The sequence below is a fragment of the Streptomyces globisporus C-1027 genome (genome assembly GCF_000261345.2).
Classification (GTDB): domain Bacteria; phylum Actinomycetota; class Actinomycetes; order Streptomycetales; family Streptomycetaceae; genus Streptomyces; species Streptomyces pakalii.
The window spans coordinates 6,005,023-6,021,620 of the sequence record NZ_CP013738.1 but is presented as its reverse complement, the minus strand read 5'-3'; the positions used below and the strand labels follow the sequence as shown (position 1 = coordinate 6,021,620).

At 69.5% G+C, this 16,598-nt stretch carries 12 protein-coding genes; 3 read left to right on the top strand and 9 right to left on the bottom strand.

The annotated features are described in order from the left end of the window. Positions 1 to 194: 194 nt before the first annotated feature. From WQO_RS26635 to thyX, 3 genes are all read right to left on the bottom strand, one after another. Complete coding sequence (locus tag WQO_RS26635; RefSeq protein ID WP_010061839.1) at positions 195 to 1,880, bottom strand: ribonuclease J; 1,686 nt, start codon at positions 1,878 to 1,880, stop codon at positions 195 to 197. 136 nt (positions 1,881 to 2,016) lie between these two features. Further along, a complete protein-coding gene (dapA, locus tag WQO_RS26630; RefSeq protein WP_010061840.1) occupies positions 2,017 to 2,916 on the bottom strand; it encodes a 4-hydroxy-tetrahydrodipicolinate synthase in 900 nt (299 codons plus the stop codon). Between the two features lie 152 nt (positions 2,917 to 3,068). Beyond that, on the bottom strand, positions 3,069 to 3,806 hold the full coding sequence (gene thyX / locus WQO_RS26625; protein WP_006128002.1) for an FAD-dependent thymidylate synthase: 738 nt from the start codon (positions 3,804 to 3,806) through the stop codon (positions 3,069 to 3,071). Between the two features lie 196 nt (positions 3,807 to 4,002). Here thyX and WQO_RS26620 point away from each other — a divergent pair, with 196 nt between their 5' ends. Together WQO_RS26620 and WQO_RS26615 are read left to right on the top strand one after the other, a co-directional pair. Continuing rightward, positions 4,003 to 4,242, top strand: coding sequence for a hypothetical protein (locus WQO_RS26620; RefSeq protein ID WP_010061841.1), 240 nt, complete (start codon positions 4,003 to 4,005; stop codon positions 4,240 to 4,242). Between the two features lie 109 nt (positions 4,243 to 4,351). Next, the gene (locus WQO_RS26615; RefSeq protein WP_010061842.1) at positions 4,352 to 4,903 is read left to right on the top strand and encodes a hypothetical protein; all 552 of its coding nucleotides are present in this window, start codon (positions 4,352 to 4,354) and stop codon (positions 4,901 to 4,903) included. Positions 4,904 to 5,019: 116 nt separating this feature from the next. On the opposite strand, the gene WQO_RS26610 is transcribed toward WQO_RS26615, so the two are convergent. From WQO_RS26610 to eccD, 6 genes are all read right to left on the bottom strand, one after another. Further along, positions 5,020 to 5,472 (bottom strand): tetratricopeptide repeat protein, encoded by a 453-nt coding sequence (locus WQO_RS26610; protein ID WP_010061844.1) that lies wholly within the window; start codon positions 5,470 to 5,472, stop codon positions 5,020 to 5,022. A gap of 9 nt (positions 5,473 to 5,481) precedes the next feature. Next, positions 5,482 to 6,234, bottom strand: a complete 753-nt coding sequence (gene dapB, locus WQO_RS26605) for a 4-hydroxy-tetrahydrodipicolinate reductase (protein WP_010061845.1) — start codon at positions 6,232 to 6,234, stop codon at positions 5,482 to 5,484. Positions 6,235 to 6,266: 32 nt separating this feature from the next. Then, positions 6,267 to 7,646, bottom strand: coding sequence for a M16 family metallopeptidase (locus WQO_RS26600; RefSeq protein ID WP_010061846.1), 1,380 nt, complete (start codon positions 7,644 to 7,646; stop codon positions 6,267 to 6,269). Beyond that, positions 7,643 to 9,856 (bottom strand): polyribonucleotide nucleotidyltransferase, encoded by a 2,214-nt coding sequence (locus WQO_RS26595; RefSeq protein ID WP_010061847.1) that lies wholly within the window; start codon positions 9,854 to 9,856, stop codon positions 7,643 to 7,645. The genes WQO_RS26600 and WQO_RS26595 overlap by 4 nt, the downstream gene beginning before the upstream one ends. Positions 9,857 to 10,185: 329 nt before the next feature. Next, positions 10,186 to 10,476: a 30S ribosomal protein S15 gene (rpsO, locus tag WQO_RS26590; RefSeq protein ID WP_006127995.1), complete on the bottom strand. Its 291-nt coding sequence runs from the start codon at positions 10,474 to 10,476 to the stop codon at positions 10,186 to 10,188. A 208-nt stretch (positions 10,477 to 10,684) separates the two neighbouring features. Next, positions 10,685 to 12,187 carry a type VII secretion integral membrane protein EccD gene (gene eccD / locus WQO_RS26585; protein WP_029182406.1) on the bottom strand — a complete coding sequence of 501 codons (1,503 nt, stop codon included), beginning with the start codon at positions 12,185 to 12,187 and terminating at the stop codon, positions 10,685 to 10,687. Positions 12,188 to 12,562: 375 nt separating this feature from the next. Here eccD and eccCa point away from each other — a divergent pair, with 375 nt between their 5' ends. Further along, entirely contained in the window at positions 12,563 to 16,534 is a 3,972-nt protein-coding gene (gene eccCa / locus WQO_RS26580) for a type VII secretion protein EccCa (protein WP_079055598.1), read from the top strand. Positions 16,535 to 16,598: the final 64 nt, after the last annotated feature.

Here is a 16,598-nt window from a genome sequence, read left to right as displayed (position 1 = left end):
CTGTGGAGTGGCCTTGCCTTTCAGCGGACCCGACTTTATCAGAGATTCTGAGTCGGAATTCCCACTCCTTGCAGGGTGCTCACGGCGCACGAGTGCGCGCGGTGCTTCCCGTTCAGGCGGAGACGTCAACGTACTGGAGCGGGGCTCCCCGATGCAAATCGAGGGCCCCGCTCCAGGTCAGGCGGTCGTGAGGGTCAGACCTCGACGACGACCGGGAGGATCATCGGGCGGCGGCGGTAGGTGTCGGACACCCACTTGCCGACCGTCCGGCGGACCATCTGCTGGAGCTGGTGGGGCTCCATCACGCCGTCCTGCGCCGACTTGTCCAGGGCTTCCTGGATCTTCGGGGTGACGCCGGCGAACGCGTTGTCGTCGATGCCGGAGCCACGGGCCTGGATGTGGGGTCCGCCCACGATCTTGCCCGAGGAGCTGTCGACCACGATGAACACCGAGATGATGCCCTCGTCGCCGAGGATGCGGCGGTCCTTGAGGGAGGTCTCGGTGACGTCGCCGACGGAGAGGCCGTCGACGTAGACGTAACCGGCCTGGACCTTGCCGACGATCTTCGCCTTGCCGTCGATGAGGTCGACGACCACTCCGTCCTCGGCGATGACGATGTGGTCCTTCGGCACGCCGGTGAGGGCGCCCAGTTCGGCGTTGGCCCGCAGGTGGCGCCACTCGCCGTGGACCGGCATCAGGTTCTTCGGCTTGCAGATGTTGTAGAAGTACAGCAGTTCACCGGCCGAGGCGTGGCCCGAGACGTGGACCTTGGCGTTGCCCTTGTGGACGACGTTGGCGCCCCAGCGGGTCAGGCCGTTGATCACGCGGTAGACCGCGTTCTCGTTGCCGGGGATGAGGGACGACGCCAGGATCACCGTGTCGCCGGGGACGATCCGGATCTGATGGTCGCGGTTGGCCATCCGGGAGAGGGCCGCCATCGGCTCGCCCTGCGAACCCGTGCAGACCAGCACGACCTCGTCGTCCGGGAGGTCGTCGAGGGTCTTGACGTCGACGACCAGCCCGGCGGGAACGTTCAGATAGCCCAGGTCACGGGCGATGCCCATGTTGCGGACCATCGAGCGGCCGACGAAGGCGACCCGGCGGCCGTACTCGTGGGCGGCGTCCAGGATCTGCTGGATGCGGTGCACGTGGCTGGCGAAGCTCGCCACGATGATGCGCTTCTGGGCGTTGGCGAACACCGTGCGCAGGACGTTGGAGATGTCCCGCTCCGGCGGCACGAAGCCAGGAACCTCGGCGTTCGTGGAGTCGGAGAGGAGGAGGTCGATGCCCTCCTCGCTGAGGCGCGCGAACGCGTGCAGGTCGGTGAGACGGCCGTCCAGCGGAAGCTGGTCCATCTTGAAGTCACCGGTGGCCACGGCCATGCCCGCAGGGGTGCGGATGGCGACGGCCAGCGCGTCCGGGATCGAGTGGTTGACCGCGATGAACTCGCAGTCGAAGCCGCCGATGCGCTCGCGCTGCCCTTCCTGCACCTCAAGGGTGTAGGGGCGGATGCGGTGCTCCTGGAGCTTCGCCTCGATGAGCGCGAGGGTCAGCTTCGAGCCGATGAGGGGGATGTCCGGCTTCAGGCGCAGCAGGTACGGGACACCACCGATGTGGTCCTCGTGGCCGTGCGTGAGGACGATGCCCTCGATGTCGTCCAGGCGGTCCCGGATCGTGGTGAAGTCCGGCAGGATCAGGTCGATGCCCGGCTGCTCCTCCTCGGGGAAGAGGACGCCGCAGTCGACGATGAGCAGGCGGCCGCCGTACTCGAAGACCGTCATGTTGCGGCCGATCTCGCCCAGGCCGCCGAGCGGGGTGACCCGCAGGGCGCCCTTCGGGAGCTTCGGCGGGGTACCGAGTTCAGGGTGCGGATGACTCAAAAGACTCTCCTTACCACGCACGCCACGTACCGCTGAGGCACGTGGCGCGCATGTCATTCGTGCACTTGCTGTTGTCTTGGGTAGTGCCCTGGCGAGTTGCCTCGCCTGTTCTGCTGTTCAGTTGTGAAGTCTGTGATCAGAGCTCTACCCCGCCGGCGGCGAGATCGATCTTGAGCTGGGCCGTCTCCTGGGCGCTGAGCTCCACGAGCGGCAGGCGCAGCGGTCCGGCCGGGAGGCCCTGGAGGGTCAGGGCGGCCTTCGTGGTGATGACGCCCTGCGTGCGGAACATGCCGGTGAAGACCGGGAGCAGCTTCTGGTGGATCTCGGTGGCCTTCTGGACGTCGCCGCTCAGGTGCGCCTCGATGAGGGCCCGCAGGTCGGGAGTGACCACGTGGCCGACGACGGAGACGAAGCCGACCGCGCCGACCGAGAGGAGTGGCAGGTTGAGCATGTCGTCGCCGGAGTACCAGGCGAGGCCGGATTCGGCGATGGCCCAGCTGGCACGGCCCAGGTCGCCCTTGGCGTCCTTGTTGGCGACGATACGCGGGTGGTCGGCCAGCCGGACGAGGGTTTCCGTGTCGATCGGCACGCCGCTGCGGCCCGGGATGTCGTACAGCATCACGGGAAGGCCGGTGGAGTCGGCGATGGCCGTGAAGTGGCGGAGGAGGCCCTCCTGCGGCGGCTTGTTGTAGTACGGCGTCACGGCGAGCAGACCGTGGGCACCGGTGCGCTCGGCCGTCCGGGCGAGCTCGACGCTGTGCCGGGTGTCGTTGGTGCCGATACCGGCGACGACGTGGGCCCGTTCTCCTACGGCTTCGAGGACCGCTCGTACGAGCTGGTCCTTCTCCGAATCACTGGTGGTCGGGGACTCACCGGTGGTGCCGTTGACGATCAGGCCGTCGTTGCCTGCGTCCACCAAGTGGGCGGCGAGCCGCTGGGCGCCGTCGAGGTCGAGAGCGCCGTCCGCCGTGAAGGGCGTGACCATAGCGGTGAGGACCCGCCCGAAGGGGGTCTGCGGAGTGGAGATCGGAGCCATGGGTAACACGCTACTCGCTGCTCAGCGCGCGGGGTCCCCTCGGGGGGACGGGGAAGAGGAGCCCGGCACTGCCTGCTCGGGGGTTCAAGCAGTGCCGGGTCCGTTTGATCAGCCTAGATGAACTTCTCGAAACGCCGCAATACGGACACCGCCTATGGGGCGACCCGTCCATTTTTGTTGAAGGCGGCATGAGTGAGCGGCATCAGCTGCTGCCAGTGGGTTTCCATCTGCTCGCCGACCATCTCGATCTCGCGCTGCGGGAAGGACGGCACCTTCGCCAGCTCGTGCTGGGTGCGCAGGCCGAGGAAGTGCATCAGCGAGCGCGCGTTGCAGGTGGCGTACATCGAGGAGAAGAGGCCGACGGGGAGGACCGCGCGGGCGACCTCGCGGGCCACGCCCTTCGCCAGCATCTCCTGGTACGCCTCGTAGGAGGCCCGGTAGGACTCCTCCATGGCCCGGGTCGTGACGTCGTACTGCTCCTCGGTGCCCTGGACGAACTCGTACTTGCCGGGGCGGCCCTGCTGGACCAGCTTGCGGGAGGTTCCGGGGACGTAGAAGACCGGCTCCAGCTCCCTGTAGCGACCCGATTCCTCGTTGTACGACCAGCCGACGCGGTGCCGCATGAACTCGCGGAACACGAAGATCGGGGCGCTGATGAAGAACGTCATCGAGTTGTGCTCGAACGGGCTGCCGTGCCGGTCCCGCATGAGGTAGTTGATGAGTCCCTTGGAGCGCTCGGGGTCCTTGGTGACCTCTTCGAGCGACTGCTCGCCGGCGGTGGAGACCCGGGCGGCGAACAGCACGTCCGCGTCGCGCGCGTCGCTCTTCACCAGCTCGACGGTGACGTCACTGCGGAAGTGGGGCTTGGCGGGTTCGGGGGTGTCGGTCACCGACGGGGGTCCTTCCAGGGGCATCGCTCGGGCGGCGACCACTTTACGGGCCGAAGGACCGTGCATGTACGGAGCGGTCTCGGGCAGCCGTTCGTGGAGTTCCCCCAACAAGTACGGCGATTCGGGCACCGATTCGGGCTGTCGTACGTCTGACTCAATAGCAGCACCCGTCATGCAGATCAAGGAGAGCTTCCTCATGTTCCGCCGGCGTGAAGCCGTCCCGTTCTCGTTCGTCGCCGAGTCCGACCGGTTCCGCAGTAATGTCACTCCCCCTCCCACCGCCCGCGCCACCGTTCCCGAGCTGCTGGGGCGGTCCCTCGTCGGGCTGACCGTGGTCGCCGGTCTCGTGGGCTCCCTGCTGCTGGGCCTCCCGGCGCTCGACGCCGAGCAGTCCGCAGGGCACGACAAGCAGTCCACCGCGTCTCAGGGCCGCTGAGCCGTGGGCCGCTGACTCGTACGGACCCCCTGGGGTGGTCGGGCCGGGGGCCCGCTCGGTAGCCTCACCGGGCACAGCAATCGAGCGTGCTTGTGAGTGAGGATGAGTCGTGCCCCTGCCCTTTCTGACGGCCGACCGCGCATTCGACGCGAGCGCGGAGGACGTTGCGCTGCCGTTCGACGACCACGACAGCTGGCGGCGGCCCTACCGCCCCGGTCCGTGGCGGGTCGCGGCGGCGGCCACCCTGTTGTTGCTGGCCTCGTTCGTTCTGCTCGCGGCCATGATCATCGGTGTGGCCGGAGCGCCTTCGGGCGCCACGGTGTGTCTGCTGCTCGCCGGTGCCGTGATCGCCGCCGCCCTGCGGCTGCTGCGGGCCGGTGCGTGGGTCAGCCGCCACGGTGTCCGGCGCGTCGGGTTCTTCCGGACCGTCACGGTGGCCTGGAGCGACACGTCGGCGGTTCGCACGGTCCAGCAGCCCGTGAAGTGGATGGGCTTTCCCCGTACGGTCCAGGGCCAGGCGCTCGTGGTGGTCCGGCGGAGCGGTGAGACGCTGCCGCCGCTGGCCACCGACCACAACGCGGACTTCCTCGGGCGTGAGGAGGCGTTCGAGCGGGCCACGGATGCGGTGGAGGCCTGGGCGGATGAGTATCGGCTCGGGTGAGCCGTTGGCTGTCGCCGACTGTGAGTGAGTGAGCCCGGGGCCCTTGTGGGGTCCCGGGCTCACGTGCGTACGGCGGGAAAGATGTCCTCAATCGCCGGACGGGCTTGAATTCGTCCTCAAGCGCCGGACGGGCTTGTTCTGTGCAGCGCGATGGCCCTCTGCATGGCCTTGCGAGCCCTCGGGGTGTCTCTCGCGTCCTGGTAGGCGACCGCCAGCCTGAACCAGGTGCGCCAGTCGTCCGGGGCGTCCTCGGTCTCCTCGCGGCGCTGGGTGAAGACCGCGTCGGCGGCGTCCCGGTCGATGCGGCCGGACGGGGTGCGGGCCAGGTCGTCGACCGGGAGGCCGCCCTCGGCGTCCAGCTCGGCGGCCAGGGCGTTGGCGCGGCGGACGAACTGGGTGTTCTTCCACAGGAACCAGACGCCGATCACCGGCAGGATCAGCACGGCGACGCCGAACGTGACCGTGACCGGAGTCCCGTGCCGGATGAGCATCAGGCCGCGGCTGCCGACCAGGACGAAGTAGAAGACCAGGACGGCGGCCGTGATGAAGTAGGTGATCTTCGCGCGCATGGGGGCCCGTCAGTTCAGGTCGAGGAAGTGTTCCAGGCCGAACGTGAGGCCGGGAGTGGTCACCACGCGGCGGACGCCGAGCAGGATGCCCGGCATGAAGCTGCTGTGGTGGAGGGAGTCGTGCCGGATCGTGAGGGTCTCGCCCTCGCCGCCGAGCAGCACTTCCTGGTGGGCCAGCAGGCCGCGGAGGCGGATCGCGTGGACCGGTACGCCGTCGACATCCGCTCCGCGGGCGCCGTCCAGGGCGGTGGTGGTGGCGTCCGGCTGGGGCGCGCTGCCGGCCTTGGCGCGGGCCGCCGCGATGATCTGGGCGGTGCGGGTCGCGGTGCCGGAGGGGGCGTCGGCCTTGTTGGGGTGGTGGAGTTCGACGACCTCGACGGATTCGAAGTAGCGGGCGGCCTGCTCCGCGAACTTCATGGTCAGGACGGCTCCGATGGAGAAGTTCGGGGCGATGAGGACGCCGGTCTCCGGGGAGTTGTCCAGCCAGCCGTTCAGCTGCGCGAGCCGTTCGTCGGTCCAGCCGGTGGTACCGACGACGGCGTGGATGCCGTGCCGGACGCAGAAGTCGAGGTTGCCCATCACCGATGCGGGGGTGGTCAGCTCGACGGCGACCTGGGCGCCCGCGTCGGCGAGGCCCTCCAGCTTGTCGCCCCGGCCGAGGGCCGCTACCAGCTCCAGGTCCTCGGCGGCCTCGACGGCCCGTACGGCCTCGGAGCCGATCCGGCCCTGAGCACCGAGAACGGCTACGCGCAGCTTGGTCATGGTTGATTCCTTAGGGTGCGAGCGCTGGGGAGTTAGGAGACCGCTTCGTGGAGGCGGTCCGCCTGCTTGTCCTTGAGCGGGCCGATGACCGAGAGCGAGGGGCGCTGGGTGAGGAGTTCGCCCGCCACGTCCCGTACGTCGTCGGGGGTGACTTCCGCGATACGGGCCAGCATGTCGTCGACCGACATCTGCTCGCCCCAGCACAGCTCGCTCTTGCCGATACGGTTCATCAGCGCGCCGGTGTCCTCCAGGCCGAGGACGGTGGAGCCGGAGAGCTGGCCGATGGCGCGGGTGATCTCGTCGTCGTCCAGGCCGTGCGTGGCGACCCGGTCCAGTTCGTCGCGGCAGATCTTCAGGACGTCGTGGACCTGGTTGGGCCGGCAGCCCGCGTAGACGCCGAAGAGGCCGCAGTCGGCGAAGCCCGAGGTGTACGAGTACACGCTGTAGGCCAGGCCGCGCTTCTCCCGTACCTCCTGGAAGAGGCGCGAGCTCATTCCGCCGCCGAGGGCCGTGTTGAGGACGCCGAGGGCCCAGCGGCGGTCGTCGGTGCGGGCGAGGCCGGGCATGCCGAGGACCACGTGGGCCTGTTCGGTCTTGCGGTTCAGCAGCTCGACCTTGCCGGCGGCGCGCAGGGTGCGGGAGCCCTCGCGGGGCGCCATGGGCACCGCGTCCGTACGGCTGAGGGCGCCGGCCTTCTCGAAGGCGCGGCGGACCTGGGTCACGACCGTGGCGTGGTCGACGTTGCCCGCGGCGGCGACGACCAGGTGCGTGGGGTCGTAGTGCTTCTTGTAGAAGCGGGCGATCTGGCCCCGGTTCAGGGCGTTGATCGTGTCGACGGTGCCGAGGACGGGGCGGCCGAGGGGGGTGTCGCCGAGCATGGTGTGCGCGAACAGGTCGTGCACGCAGTCGCCCGGGTCGTCCTCGGTCATCGCGATCTCTTCGAGGATCACGCCGCGCTCGGCGTCGACGTCCTCGGGGGCGATCAGCGAGCCGGTCAACATGTCGCAGACGACGTCGATGGCCAGCGGCAGGTCGGTGTCGAGGACCCGCGCGTAGTAGCAGGTGTACTCCTTCGCCGTGAAGGCGTTCATCTCGCCGCCGACCGCGTCGATCGCGGAGGAGATGTCGAGGGCGGTGCGCTGGGCGGTGCCCTTGAAGAGGAGGTGTTCGAGGTAGTGGGTCGCGCCGTTCAGGGTGGGCGTCTCGTCGCGGGAGCCGACGTTCGCCCAGATTCCGAAGGTGGCGGACCGGACGGAGGGCAGGGTCTCGGTGACGATCCGCAGACCGCCGGGGAGGACGGTCCGGCGGACCGTTCCGATGCCGTTACTGCCCTTGAGAAGCGTTTGGGTACGGGCGACGGCCCGCCCCTCCGAGGAGGTGCGGGCCGTCGTCGCGGAACTACGGGACGTCACTTGTCGGTGTCGTCCTTCTTCTCGTCCTCTTCGCCCTCGATGACGGGGATGAGGGAGAGCTTGCCGCGGGAGTCGATCTCGGCGATCTCGACCTGGACCTTGGCGCCGACGCCGAGCACGTCCTCGACGTTCTCCACGCGCTTGCCACCGGCGAGCTTGCGGATCTGCGAGATGTGCAGCAGACCGTCCTTGCCCGGCATGAGCGAGACGAACGCACCGAAGGTGGTGGTCTTGACGACCGTACCCAGGTAGCGCTCGCCGACCTCCGGCATGGTCGGGTTGGCGATCGCGTTGATCGTGGCGCGGGCGGCCTCGGCCTGCGAGCCCTGCTGGGCACCGATGTAGATGGTGCCGTCGTCCTCGATCGTGATGTCGGCGCCGGTGTCCTCCTGGATCTGGTTGATCATCTTGCCCTTGGGGCCGATGACCTCACCGATCTTGTCCACCGGGATCTTGACGGTGATGATCCGCGGGGCGTTCGGGGACATCTCGTCCGGGACGTCGATGGCCTCGTTCATGACGTCCAGGATGTGCAGACGCGCGTCACGGGCCTGCTTCAGCGCGGCGGCCAGGACCGAGGCGGGGATGCCGTCGAGCTTGGTGTCGAGCTGGAGCGCGGTCACGAACTGCTTCGTACCGGCGACCTTGAAGTCCATGTCGCCGAAGGCGTCCTCCGCACCGAGGATGTCGGTGAGGGCGACGTAGTGGGTCTTGCCGTCGATCTCCTGCGAGATCAGGCCCATGGCGATACCGGCGACGGCGGCCTTGAGGGGCACACCGGCGTTCAGCAGCGACATGGTGGAGGCGCAGACCGAGCCCATGGACGTCGAGCCGTTGGAGCCCAGCGCCTCGGAGACCTGGCGGATCGCGTAGGGGAACTCCTCGCGGGTCGGGAGGACCGGCACGATGGCGCGCTCGGCGAGCGCTCCGTGGCCGATCTCGCGGCGCTTGGGCGAGCCCACGCGGCCGGTCTCACCGACGGAGTACGGCGGGAAGTTGTAGTTGTGCATGTAGCGCTTGCGGGTCACCGGGGAGAGGGTGTCCAGCTGCTGCTCCATCCGGAGCATGTTGAGGGTGGTGACGCCCAGGATCTGGGTCTCGCCACGCTCGAACAGCGCCGAGCCGTGCACGCGCGGGATGGCCTCGACCTCGGCGGCGAGCGTACGGATGTCCGTGACGCCACGGCCGTCGATGCGGACCTTGTCCTTGATGACGCGCTCGCGGACCAGCTTCTTGGTCAGTGCGCGGTACGCGGCGGAGATCTCCTTCTCGCGGCCCTCGAACTCCGGGAGGAGCTTCTCGGCGGCGATCTCCTTGACGCGGTCCAGCTCGGTCTCGCGCTCCTGCTTGCCGGCGATGGTGAGCGCCTGCTTCAGCTCCTGCGTGACCGCCTTGGAGAGGGCGTCCAGGACGTCGTCCTGGTAGTCCAGGAAGACCGGGAAGTCGCCCTCGGGCTTGGCGGCCTTGGACGCCAGGTCCGCCTGCGCCTTGCAGAGGGTCTTGATGAAGGGCTTCGCCGCTTCCAGACCGGCGGCGACGATCTCCTCGGTGGGAGCCTCGGCGCCGTCCTTGACGAGCTGGATGGTCTTCTCGGTGGCCTCGGCCTCGACCATCATGATCGCGACGTCGCCGTCCTCCAGGACACGACCGGCGACGACCATGTCGAAGACGGCGTCCTCGAGCTCGGTGTGCGTCGGGAAGGCGACCCACTGGCCCTTGATCAGGGCGACGCGGGTGGCGCCGATCGGGCCGGAGAAGGGCAGGCCCGCGAGCTGGGTGGAGCAGGAGGCGGCGTTGATCGCGACCACGTCGTACAGGTGGTCGGGGTTGAGCGCCATGACCGTCTCGACGATCTGGATCTCGTTGCGCAGGCCCTTCTTGAAGGACGGGCGCAGCGGGCGGTCGATCAGACGGCAGGTGAGGATCGCGTCCTCGGAGGGGCGGCCCTCGCGGCGGAAGAAGGAGCCGGGGATCTTGCCGGCCGCGTACTGCCGCTCCTCGACGTCCACCGTGAGGGGGAAGAAGTCGAGGTTGTCCTTGGGCCGCTTGGAAGCGGTGGTGGCCGACAGCACCATGGTGTCGTCGTCCAGGTACGCGACGGCGGAGCCGGCGGCCTGCTTGGCCAGGCGGCCCGTCTCGAAGCGGATGGTGCGGGTGCCGAAGGTGCCGTTGTCGATGACGGCCTCGGCGTAGTGGGTCTCGTTCTCCACTAGTGATTTCTCCATACTCGTCGTCTTTCGTCCGCGCGCCCGTGTGGCGCGGGACGGTGCGGGAGAGGCGCACCGTGGATGCGGGCCGGTCTTCGATCGAAGCTCCCGGGCATGTTCCCGGAGGCCACTACCGAGGACCGGCGGCGGCGTCGTAGCGCCTCTCCCTCGTTCTTGCTCGATCATGCGGTCGCGCGTGTTTCGTCGCGCGGGTCTTACGGGTCGTGCGGGTGTCGCTGCACCCAGGTTACTGAGCTTGACACCGGTCCTGCACGTACGGCAAAGGGAGCGGTCCCCTCAAACGCGGGAACCGCTCCCTCTCCACAGCGTCCTTACTTGGCGCCGCCGGCCGCGCCACGGCGGATGCCGAGGCGGTCGACGAGCGCACGGAAGCGCTGGATGTCCTTCTTGGCCAGGTACTGCAGGAGGCGGCGACGCTGGCCGACCAGGATCAGCAGACCACGACGGGAGTGGTGGTCGTGCTTGTGCGTCCGGAGGTGCTCGGTCAGGTCCGAGATCCGGCGGGAGAGCATGGCGACCTGGACCTCGGGGGATCCGGTGTCACCCTCCTTCTGGGCGAACTCGGCCATGATCTGCTTCTTCGTAGCGGCGTCGAGCGGCACGCGTACTCCTCTTGATGTTCGAAGCGCCCACGAGTGCCCCTGGTCTTGATCTCAGGGGAGCTTCCGTGACTCGGAGGCGAAGGTCCGATGAGCGCAGCCCCCAGGATGATCCGAGGGCGCGTACACAAACGGCCACCGCACAGACTACCAGCCGTTCGGGTCACGCCCCGCCGGTCATCTGCTTGTCCGGCGGGGCGTGACCCGGTGATCAGCTGGTGAGGGCCCGGATCGAGTGGTAGACGTCGAAGACCGCGAGGCAGAGCGGGAGCAGCGTCAGCAGGACGACCGTCTCGGCGATCTCCAGGAAGCGTCCCCAGAACGGGGTGACGCCCTTGCTCGGCACGATCAGGCCGATGGCGGTGATCAGTACGGCGACGCCCGCGACCGCGGCGGCGAGCCACACCGTACGGATGTCGAGTGCGGCCCCGTCGCCCCGCAGTGCGTCGCGCACGATGGCGACCGGCGGGTTCAGGGACAGCCCGAGGCCGAGGAGCACCAGGGACGCGAGGCCCGCGGCGAGCGCGCAGCCGACCTGGGCGGTGTAACGGAAGAGGTGGGCGCGCATCAGCATGGCGACGCCGGTGGCCAGGGCGAGCAGCTGGCCCCAGACGTTGTCCGAGAAGCCCAGCACGGCGGCGGCCGCCACGGCGACCAGGGCGCAGCCGCCGACCAGGCCGAGGAGCAGTTCGTGGCCGCGCCGCGCCTGGGCGGCGAGGCGTTCGGCGTCCACCGGGCCGGTGGGCCCGGGCTCGGAGGTCCCGTAGTCGCCGACGGTGGTGCGGGGAGGCTCGAATCCGATGGGGATGCGGGCGAAGCGGGTGGAGAGTCCCGGCAGGAAGGCGAGGGCGCCGACGGCGAGCGGGGAGCACACGGCGGCGGCCTCGATCGGCCGCATGCCGGTCATGATCGCGATGAAGGTGACCAGGAGGCCGACGGCGCTCGCGAAGACGAACGCGACGAACGGGCCGTCCCCGCCGGGCGCGACGATCATCAGGATGACCGCGACGACGAGCACCGCCGCGCAGGCGAGCAGGAACTGCAGCCGTCCGATGCCCTGCCCGGCGCTCAGGGACAGCAGGCCGGAACCGGCGACGGCCGCGTTGACCAGGGCGCCGATGCCGAGCGCGATCGACGAGGCCCGGTCCTCGTACACCCGGGCACGCACGCAGGCGAACGCGAGGAGGAGCAGGGCGACGACCGCGGCCAGGATGCCGGGCAGGCCGTTCATGTCGTGGCGCGGGTCGGCGGTCCACAGCACGAAGCCGAGCAGGGACAGCAGGACGGAGCCGCCGAAGAGGCCGGCGCCGCGCATGAGCGAGTCGCCCCAGAGTGTGCGGTCCTTGGCCACGGCGGTGGCGACGGCGTCCGATACGTCGTCGAAGACCGCGGGGGGCAGCGATTCGGAGAAGGGCCGCATCGACAGCAGCTCGCCGTCGAGGATGCGGTGGCCGGCGAGCGTACGGGCGCTGTCCAGGACGGTGCCGTCGCGGCGGACCAGGTGGTAGCCGACCGGGGCGCCGGGGGCGGGGCTCTGGCCGGACAGCCGGAGGATCTCCGGATACAGGTCGGCGACGGGGATGTCCTCGGGCAGGGCCACATCGACCCGGCCGTCGGGCGCGACGACCGTGACCCGGCAGAATCCGGTGCTGCTGCCGGACGGGGTCCCGTGACTCTGCCGACCGGATCCGGTGGCTGCCGCTTGGGCCGTCATGGTCACCTGGTGCTCCCCCTACTACTGACTTGTACTGCCTACTGGTACCGACGTGTACTGCCTGCTGACGTGTACTGCCCTGTACTGCGCTTGCTCTGGGCTGTGCCGCGCCTGTTCCGTCAGGTCGCGATGCGCTTGTTCCGTGAGCTGGTGACGCGCTTCTTCTGCGTCGCTCTGCTCGGTTCTGCGCATCGGCTTCCGCGTTCGTCCCGAATGACCGCCTTCGCGCGACAGTTAGCGGATGCGTACACGCGTCGCGACACCCTACCGCCATGGGGGTGGCGCCACGCCAGTAGGATCCTTCCCGCGGATGGAGCCCGTCGCCACGGGGGCGCCGATAGGAACACTTCCGTCCGGCAAGGGAATTGGTGAGCTGTGAGCCAGATCGTCGTCAAGCGCCCACCGCGGGCCCTGCCCACCGAAGTGCCGGTCGAGCAGGTGCACTTGCAACCTCCGCCGGAACTCCCCCGGGGCCAGCAGGAGGGGGCGCTGATGCAGCTCCTGCCGATGCTGGGCATGGGTGGTTCCGTCGTCTTCTTCTTCATGACGCCGAACCCGATCATGCGCATCATGGGCATGATCATGATCGCCTCGACGCTCGGTATGGCCATCGCGATGCTCGTCCGGTACCGGCGGGGCACCCAGGGCGAGCTGGCGGATCTGCGCCGCGACTACCTGAAGTACCTGACGCAGACCCGGCGTGCGGTGCTGAAGACGGCCCGCAAGCAGCGCGACGCGCAGTTCTACCTCCACCCCTCTCCCGAGCAGCTGTGGGCGCTCGTCGCCGAGGGCAGCCGGGTGTGGGAGCGGCGCGCGGGTGACGGGGACTTCGCGCAGGTGCGCATCGGTCTGGGCAGTCAGGAGCTGGCGACGCCGCTCATCGCGCCCGAGACGGCGCCCGTGGACGAGCTGGAGCCGCTGGCCGCCGGGGCGATGCAGCAGTTCCTGGCGACGCACTCCACGCTGGACGGTCTGCCCATGGCCGTCTCGCTGCGGGCGTTCTACCACCTGACGATCAGCGGTCACGCGGAGTCCGCGCGCTCGGCGGCACGGGCGATGGTCGGCGGTCTCGCCTCCCTGCACTCCCCCGAGGACCTGGTGATCGCGGTCGCGACGGGTACGGAGGCGGCGCCGCAGTGGGAGTGGGCGAAGTGGCTGCCGCACGCGCAGGCTCCGGGCCCCGCGGACGGGGCGGGGAGCAGGCGGCTGATCACGACCAGTCTGCCGGCCCTGGAGGATCTGCTGGCCGGCCGGCTGGAGGGCAGGCCGCGGTTCCAGCCCGGCGGGCAGCCGCTCGTGGAGCAGCCGCATGTCGTCGTGGTCCTGGACGGTGAGTCGGTGCCGCCCATGTCGGTGCTGGCATCCGCGGAGGGCCTGCAGGGCGTGACGGTCATCGAGGTGGTGCCGGGCGAGGTGACCGGGGCCCGCGGGGGCCTGTCCGTCGTGGTGCAGCCGAAGACGCTGCAGCTGGAGTCGGGCCAGGGGCTGGTCTACGACGGGGTTCCGGACCTGCTCAGTTACGAGGCGGCCGAGGCGCTCGCCCGGCAGCTGGCCCCGCTGCACATGGCGACGGGCGGGGACGACGACGAACCCCTGCTGGCCAACCTGGAGTTCACCGATCTGCTGAACCTCGGGGACGCCGCGTCGATCGAGGTCAGCCGGACCTGGCGGCCGCGGTCGCAGGCGGAGCGGCTGCGGGTGCCGATCGGTGTGGGCGAGGACGGCTCCCCCGTCATGCTGGACCTGAAGGAGGCGGCGCAGGAGGGCATGGGCCCGCACGGCCTGTGCGTGGGCGCCACCGGTTCCGGCAAGTCCGAGCTGCTGCGCACGCTGGTGCTCGGCCTGGCCGTCACCCACACCTCGGAGACGCTGAACTTCGTCCTCGCCGACTTCAAGGGCGGTGCGACCTTCGCCGGAATGGCGCAGATGCCGCATGTCGCGGCCGTGATCACCAACCTCGCGGACGACCTGACGCTGGTCGACCGCATGGGTGACTCCATCCGCGGTGAGCTCAACCGCCGGCAGGAGATGCTGCGCGACGCGGGCAACTACGCCAACATCCACGACTACGAGAAGGCGCGGGCGGCCGGTGCGCCGCTGCAGCCCATTCCCTCGCTCGTGCTGGTCATCGACGAGTTCAGCGAACTCCTCACCGCGAAGCCCGACTTCATCGAGATGTTCGTCCAGATCGGGCGTATCGGCCGTTCGCTGGGCGTCCATCTGCTGCTGGCTTCGCAGCGGCTGGAGGAGGGGCGGCTGCGCGGTCTGGAGACGTATCTGTCGTACCGGGTGGGTCTGCGGACGTTCTCGGCGGCGGAGTCGCGGGCCGCGATCGGCGTGCCCGACGCGTACCACCTGCCGAACGTGCCCGGTTCCGGGCTGCTCAAGTTCGGTACGGAGGAGATGGTCCGGTTCAAGGCCGCGTACGTCTCCGGGGTGTACCGCTCGGGCGCTCACCGGGCGGCGGCGCCGGGTGCTCCGCTGCCGGTGGACCGCAGGCCGGTTCCGTTCACGGCCGCCCCGGTTGCGGTGCGGTACGTCCAGCCGGCGGCGCAGGCCGTAGGCGTACCCGAGCAGCGCTCGGAGGACGACGCGCTGGCGGACACGGTGCTCGATGTGATCGTGCGCCGGCTGGAGGGCCGCGGGGCCTCCGCCCACCAGGTGTGGCTGCCGCCGCTGGACAATCCACCGTCGATGGACGAGCTGCTGCCGGGCCTCTCGCCGGTGCAGGGCCGGGGGCTGACGCAGCCCGGTTTCGAGGGGGCGGGCCGGCTGGTCGCTCCGATCGGCGTCATCGACAAGCCGTTCGAGCAGCGGCGCGACACCCTCTACCGTGACTTCTCCGGGGCGGCCGGTCATATGCAGATCACCGGTGGTCCGCAGTCGGGGAAGTCGACGATGCTGCGGACGATCATCGCCGGTTTCGCGCTCACGCACACGCCGGCGGAGGTCCAGTTCTACGGGCTCGACTTCGGTGGTGGCGGCATGTCCTCCATCGCCGGTCTGCCGCACGTCGGCGGGGTGGCGTCCCGCCTCGACCCCGAGCGGGTGCGCCGTACGGTCGCGGAGGTGTACGGCATCATGGCGCGGCGCGAGGAGTACTTCCGCAGCGCCGGGATCGACTCCATCGCCACGTTCCGCCGGCTGCGGGCGCGCGGTGACATCTCGGTGACGGACCAGCCGTGGGGTGACGTCTTCCTGGTCATCGACGGGTGGGGCAACTTCCGCGCGGACTACGAGGGTCTGGAGGACGCGGTCACGGACATCGCCGCCCGCGGCTTGGGTTACGGCATCCACCTGATCATCACGGCGTCGCGTTCCATGGAGGTGCGGGCCAGCCTGAAGGACCAGCTCATGAACCGCCTGGAGCTGCGGCTCGGCGACGTGATGGACTCCGAGCTGGACCGCAAGGTGGCTGCCAACGTGCCTGCCGGGGTGCCGGGCCGCGGTCTGACGCCGGAGAGGCTGCACTTCATGGCGGCGGTGCCGCGGATCGACGGCATCAACTCCGACAGCGACCTCTCCGAGGCCACCGCGGCGATGAACCAGGAGGTCGCCCGCCACTGGACGGCGGCGCCCGCACCCGCGGTACGTCTGCTGCCGCGCGAGCTTCCGGCGAGCGAGCTCCCGGCCGGCTACGCGGTTCCGGAGCGCGGTATCGCCTTCGGTATCGACGAGAACAACCTGGAGCCGGTGTACCTGAACTTCGAACAGGACCCGTTCTTCCTGGCGTTCGGCGAGAGCGAGTCCGGGAAGTCCAACCTGCTGCGGTTGATCATCAAGCAGCTGACCGAGCGGTACGAAGGGGATTCGTGCAAGCTCTTCGTCATCGACAACCGGCGTTCGCTGCTGGATGTGACTCCGCGCTCGCACCTGGCGGAGTACATCCCGATGTCCAACAACATGGAACATCACATGACGGCGCTGTACGACCTGATGAAGCGCCGCACGCCGTCGGCCGACGTCACGGCGCAGGAGCTGCGCGACCAGAGCTGGTGGCAGGGCCCCACGGTGTACGTCGTCATCGACGACTTCGACCTGGTCGCCACGTCGAGCGGCAACCCGCTGGCGCCGATCACGGAGATGCTGCCGTTCGCCCGTGACGTGGGCGTCCGCTTCATCATCGCCCGCAGTTCGGCGGGGGCCAGCCGGGCCCTGTACGAACCCTTCCTCCAGCGCATGATCGAGCTGGGCGCCCAGGGTCTGATGCTGTCGGGCGATCCGGGCGAGGGCGACATCATGGGCAACGTGCGGCCGCGGCCGATGCCGCCGGGGCGGGGCATCTTCGTGACGCGGCGGCGGGGGAACCCGCTGGTGCAGACCGGGGTGATGGACGGGGAGCGGTAGGAGGGCCGGTCCGGGGCCGGACCGAAGGACAGAGCCGGACCGAAGAACAGAGAAGGTGCGGGGC

What these genes read in the sequence shown, in the direction of transcription:
- dapA (WP_010061840.1), bottom strand. Translation starts at nt 2,916, where the DNA reads ATGGCTCCGATCTCCACTCCGCAGACCCCCTTCGGGCGGGTCCTCACC.
- WQO_RS26620 (WP_010061841.1), top strand. Translation starts at nt 4,003, where the DNA reads ATGTTCCGCCGGCGTGAAGCCGTCCCGTTCTCGTTCGTCGCCGAGTCC.
- WQO_RS26610 (WP_010061844.1), bottom strand. Translation starts at nt 5,472, where the DNA reads ATGCGCGCGAAGATCACCTACTTCATCACGGCCGCCGTCCTGGTCTTC.
- dapB (WP_010061845.1), bottom strand. Translation starts at nt 6,234, where the DNA reads ATGACCAAGCTGCGCGTAGCCGTTCTCGGTGCTCAGGGCCGGATCGGC.
- eccD (WP_029182406.1), bottom strand. Translation starts at nt 12,187, where the DNA reads ATGACGGCCCAAGCGGCAGCCACCGGATCCGGTCGGCAGAGTCACGGG.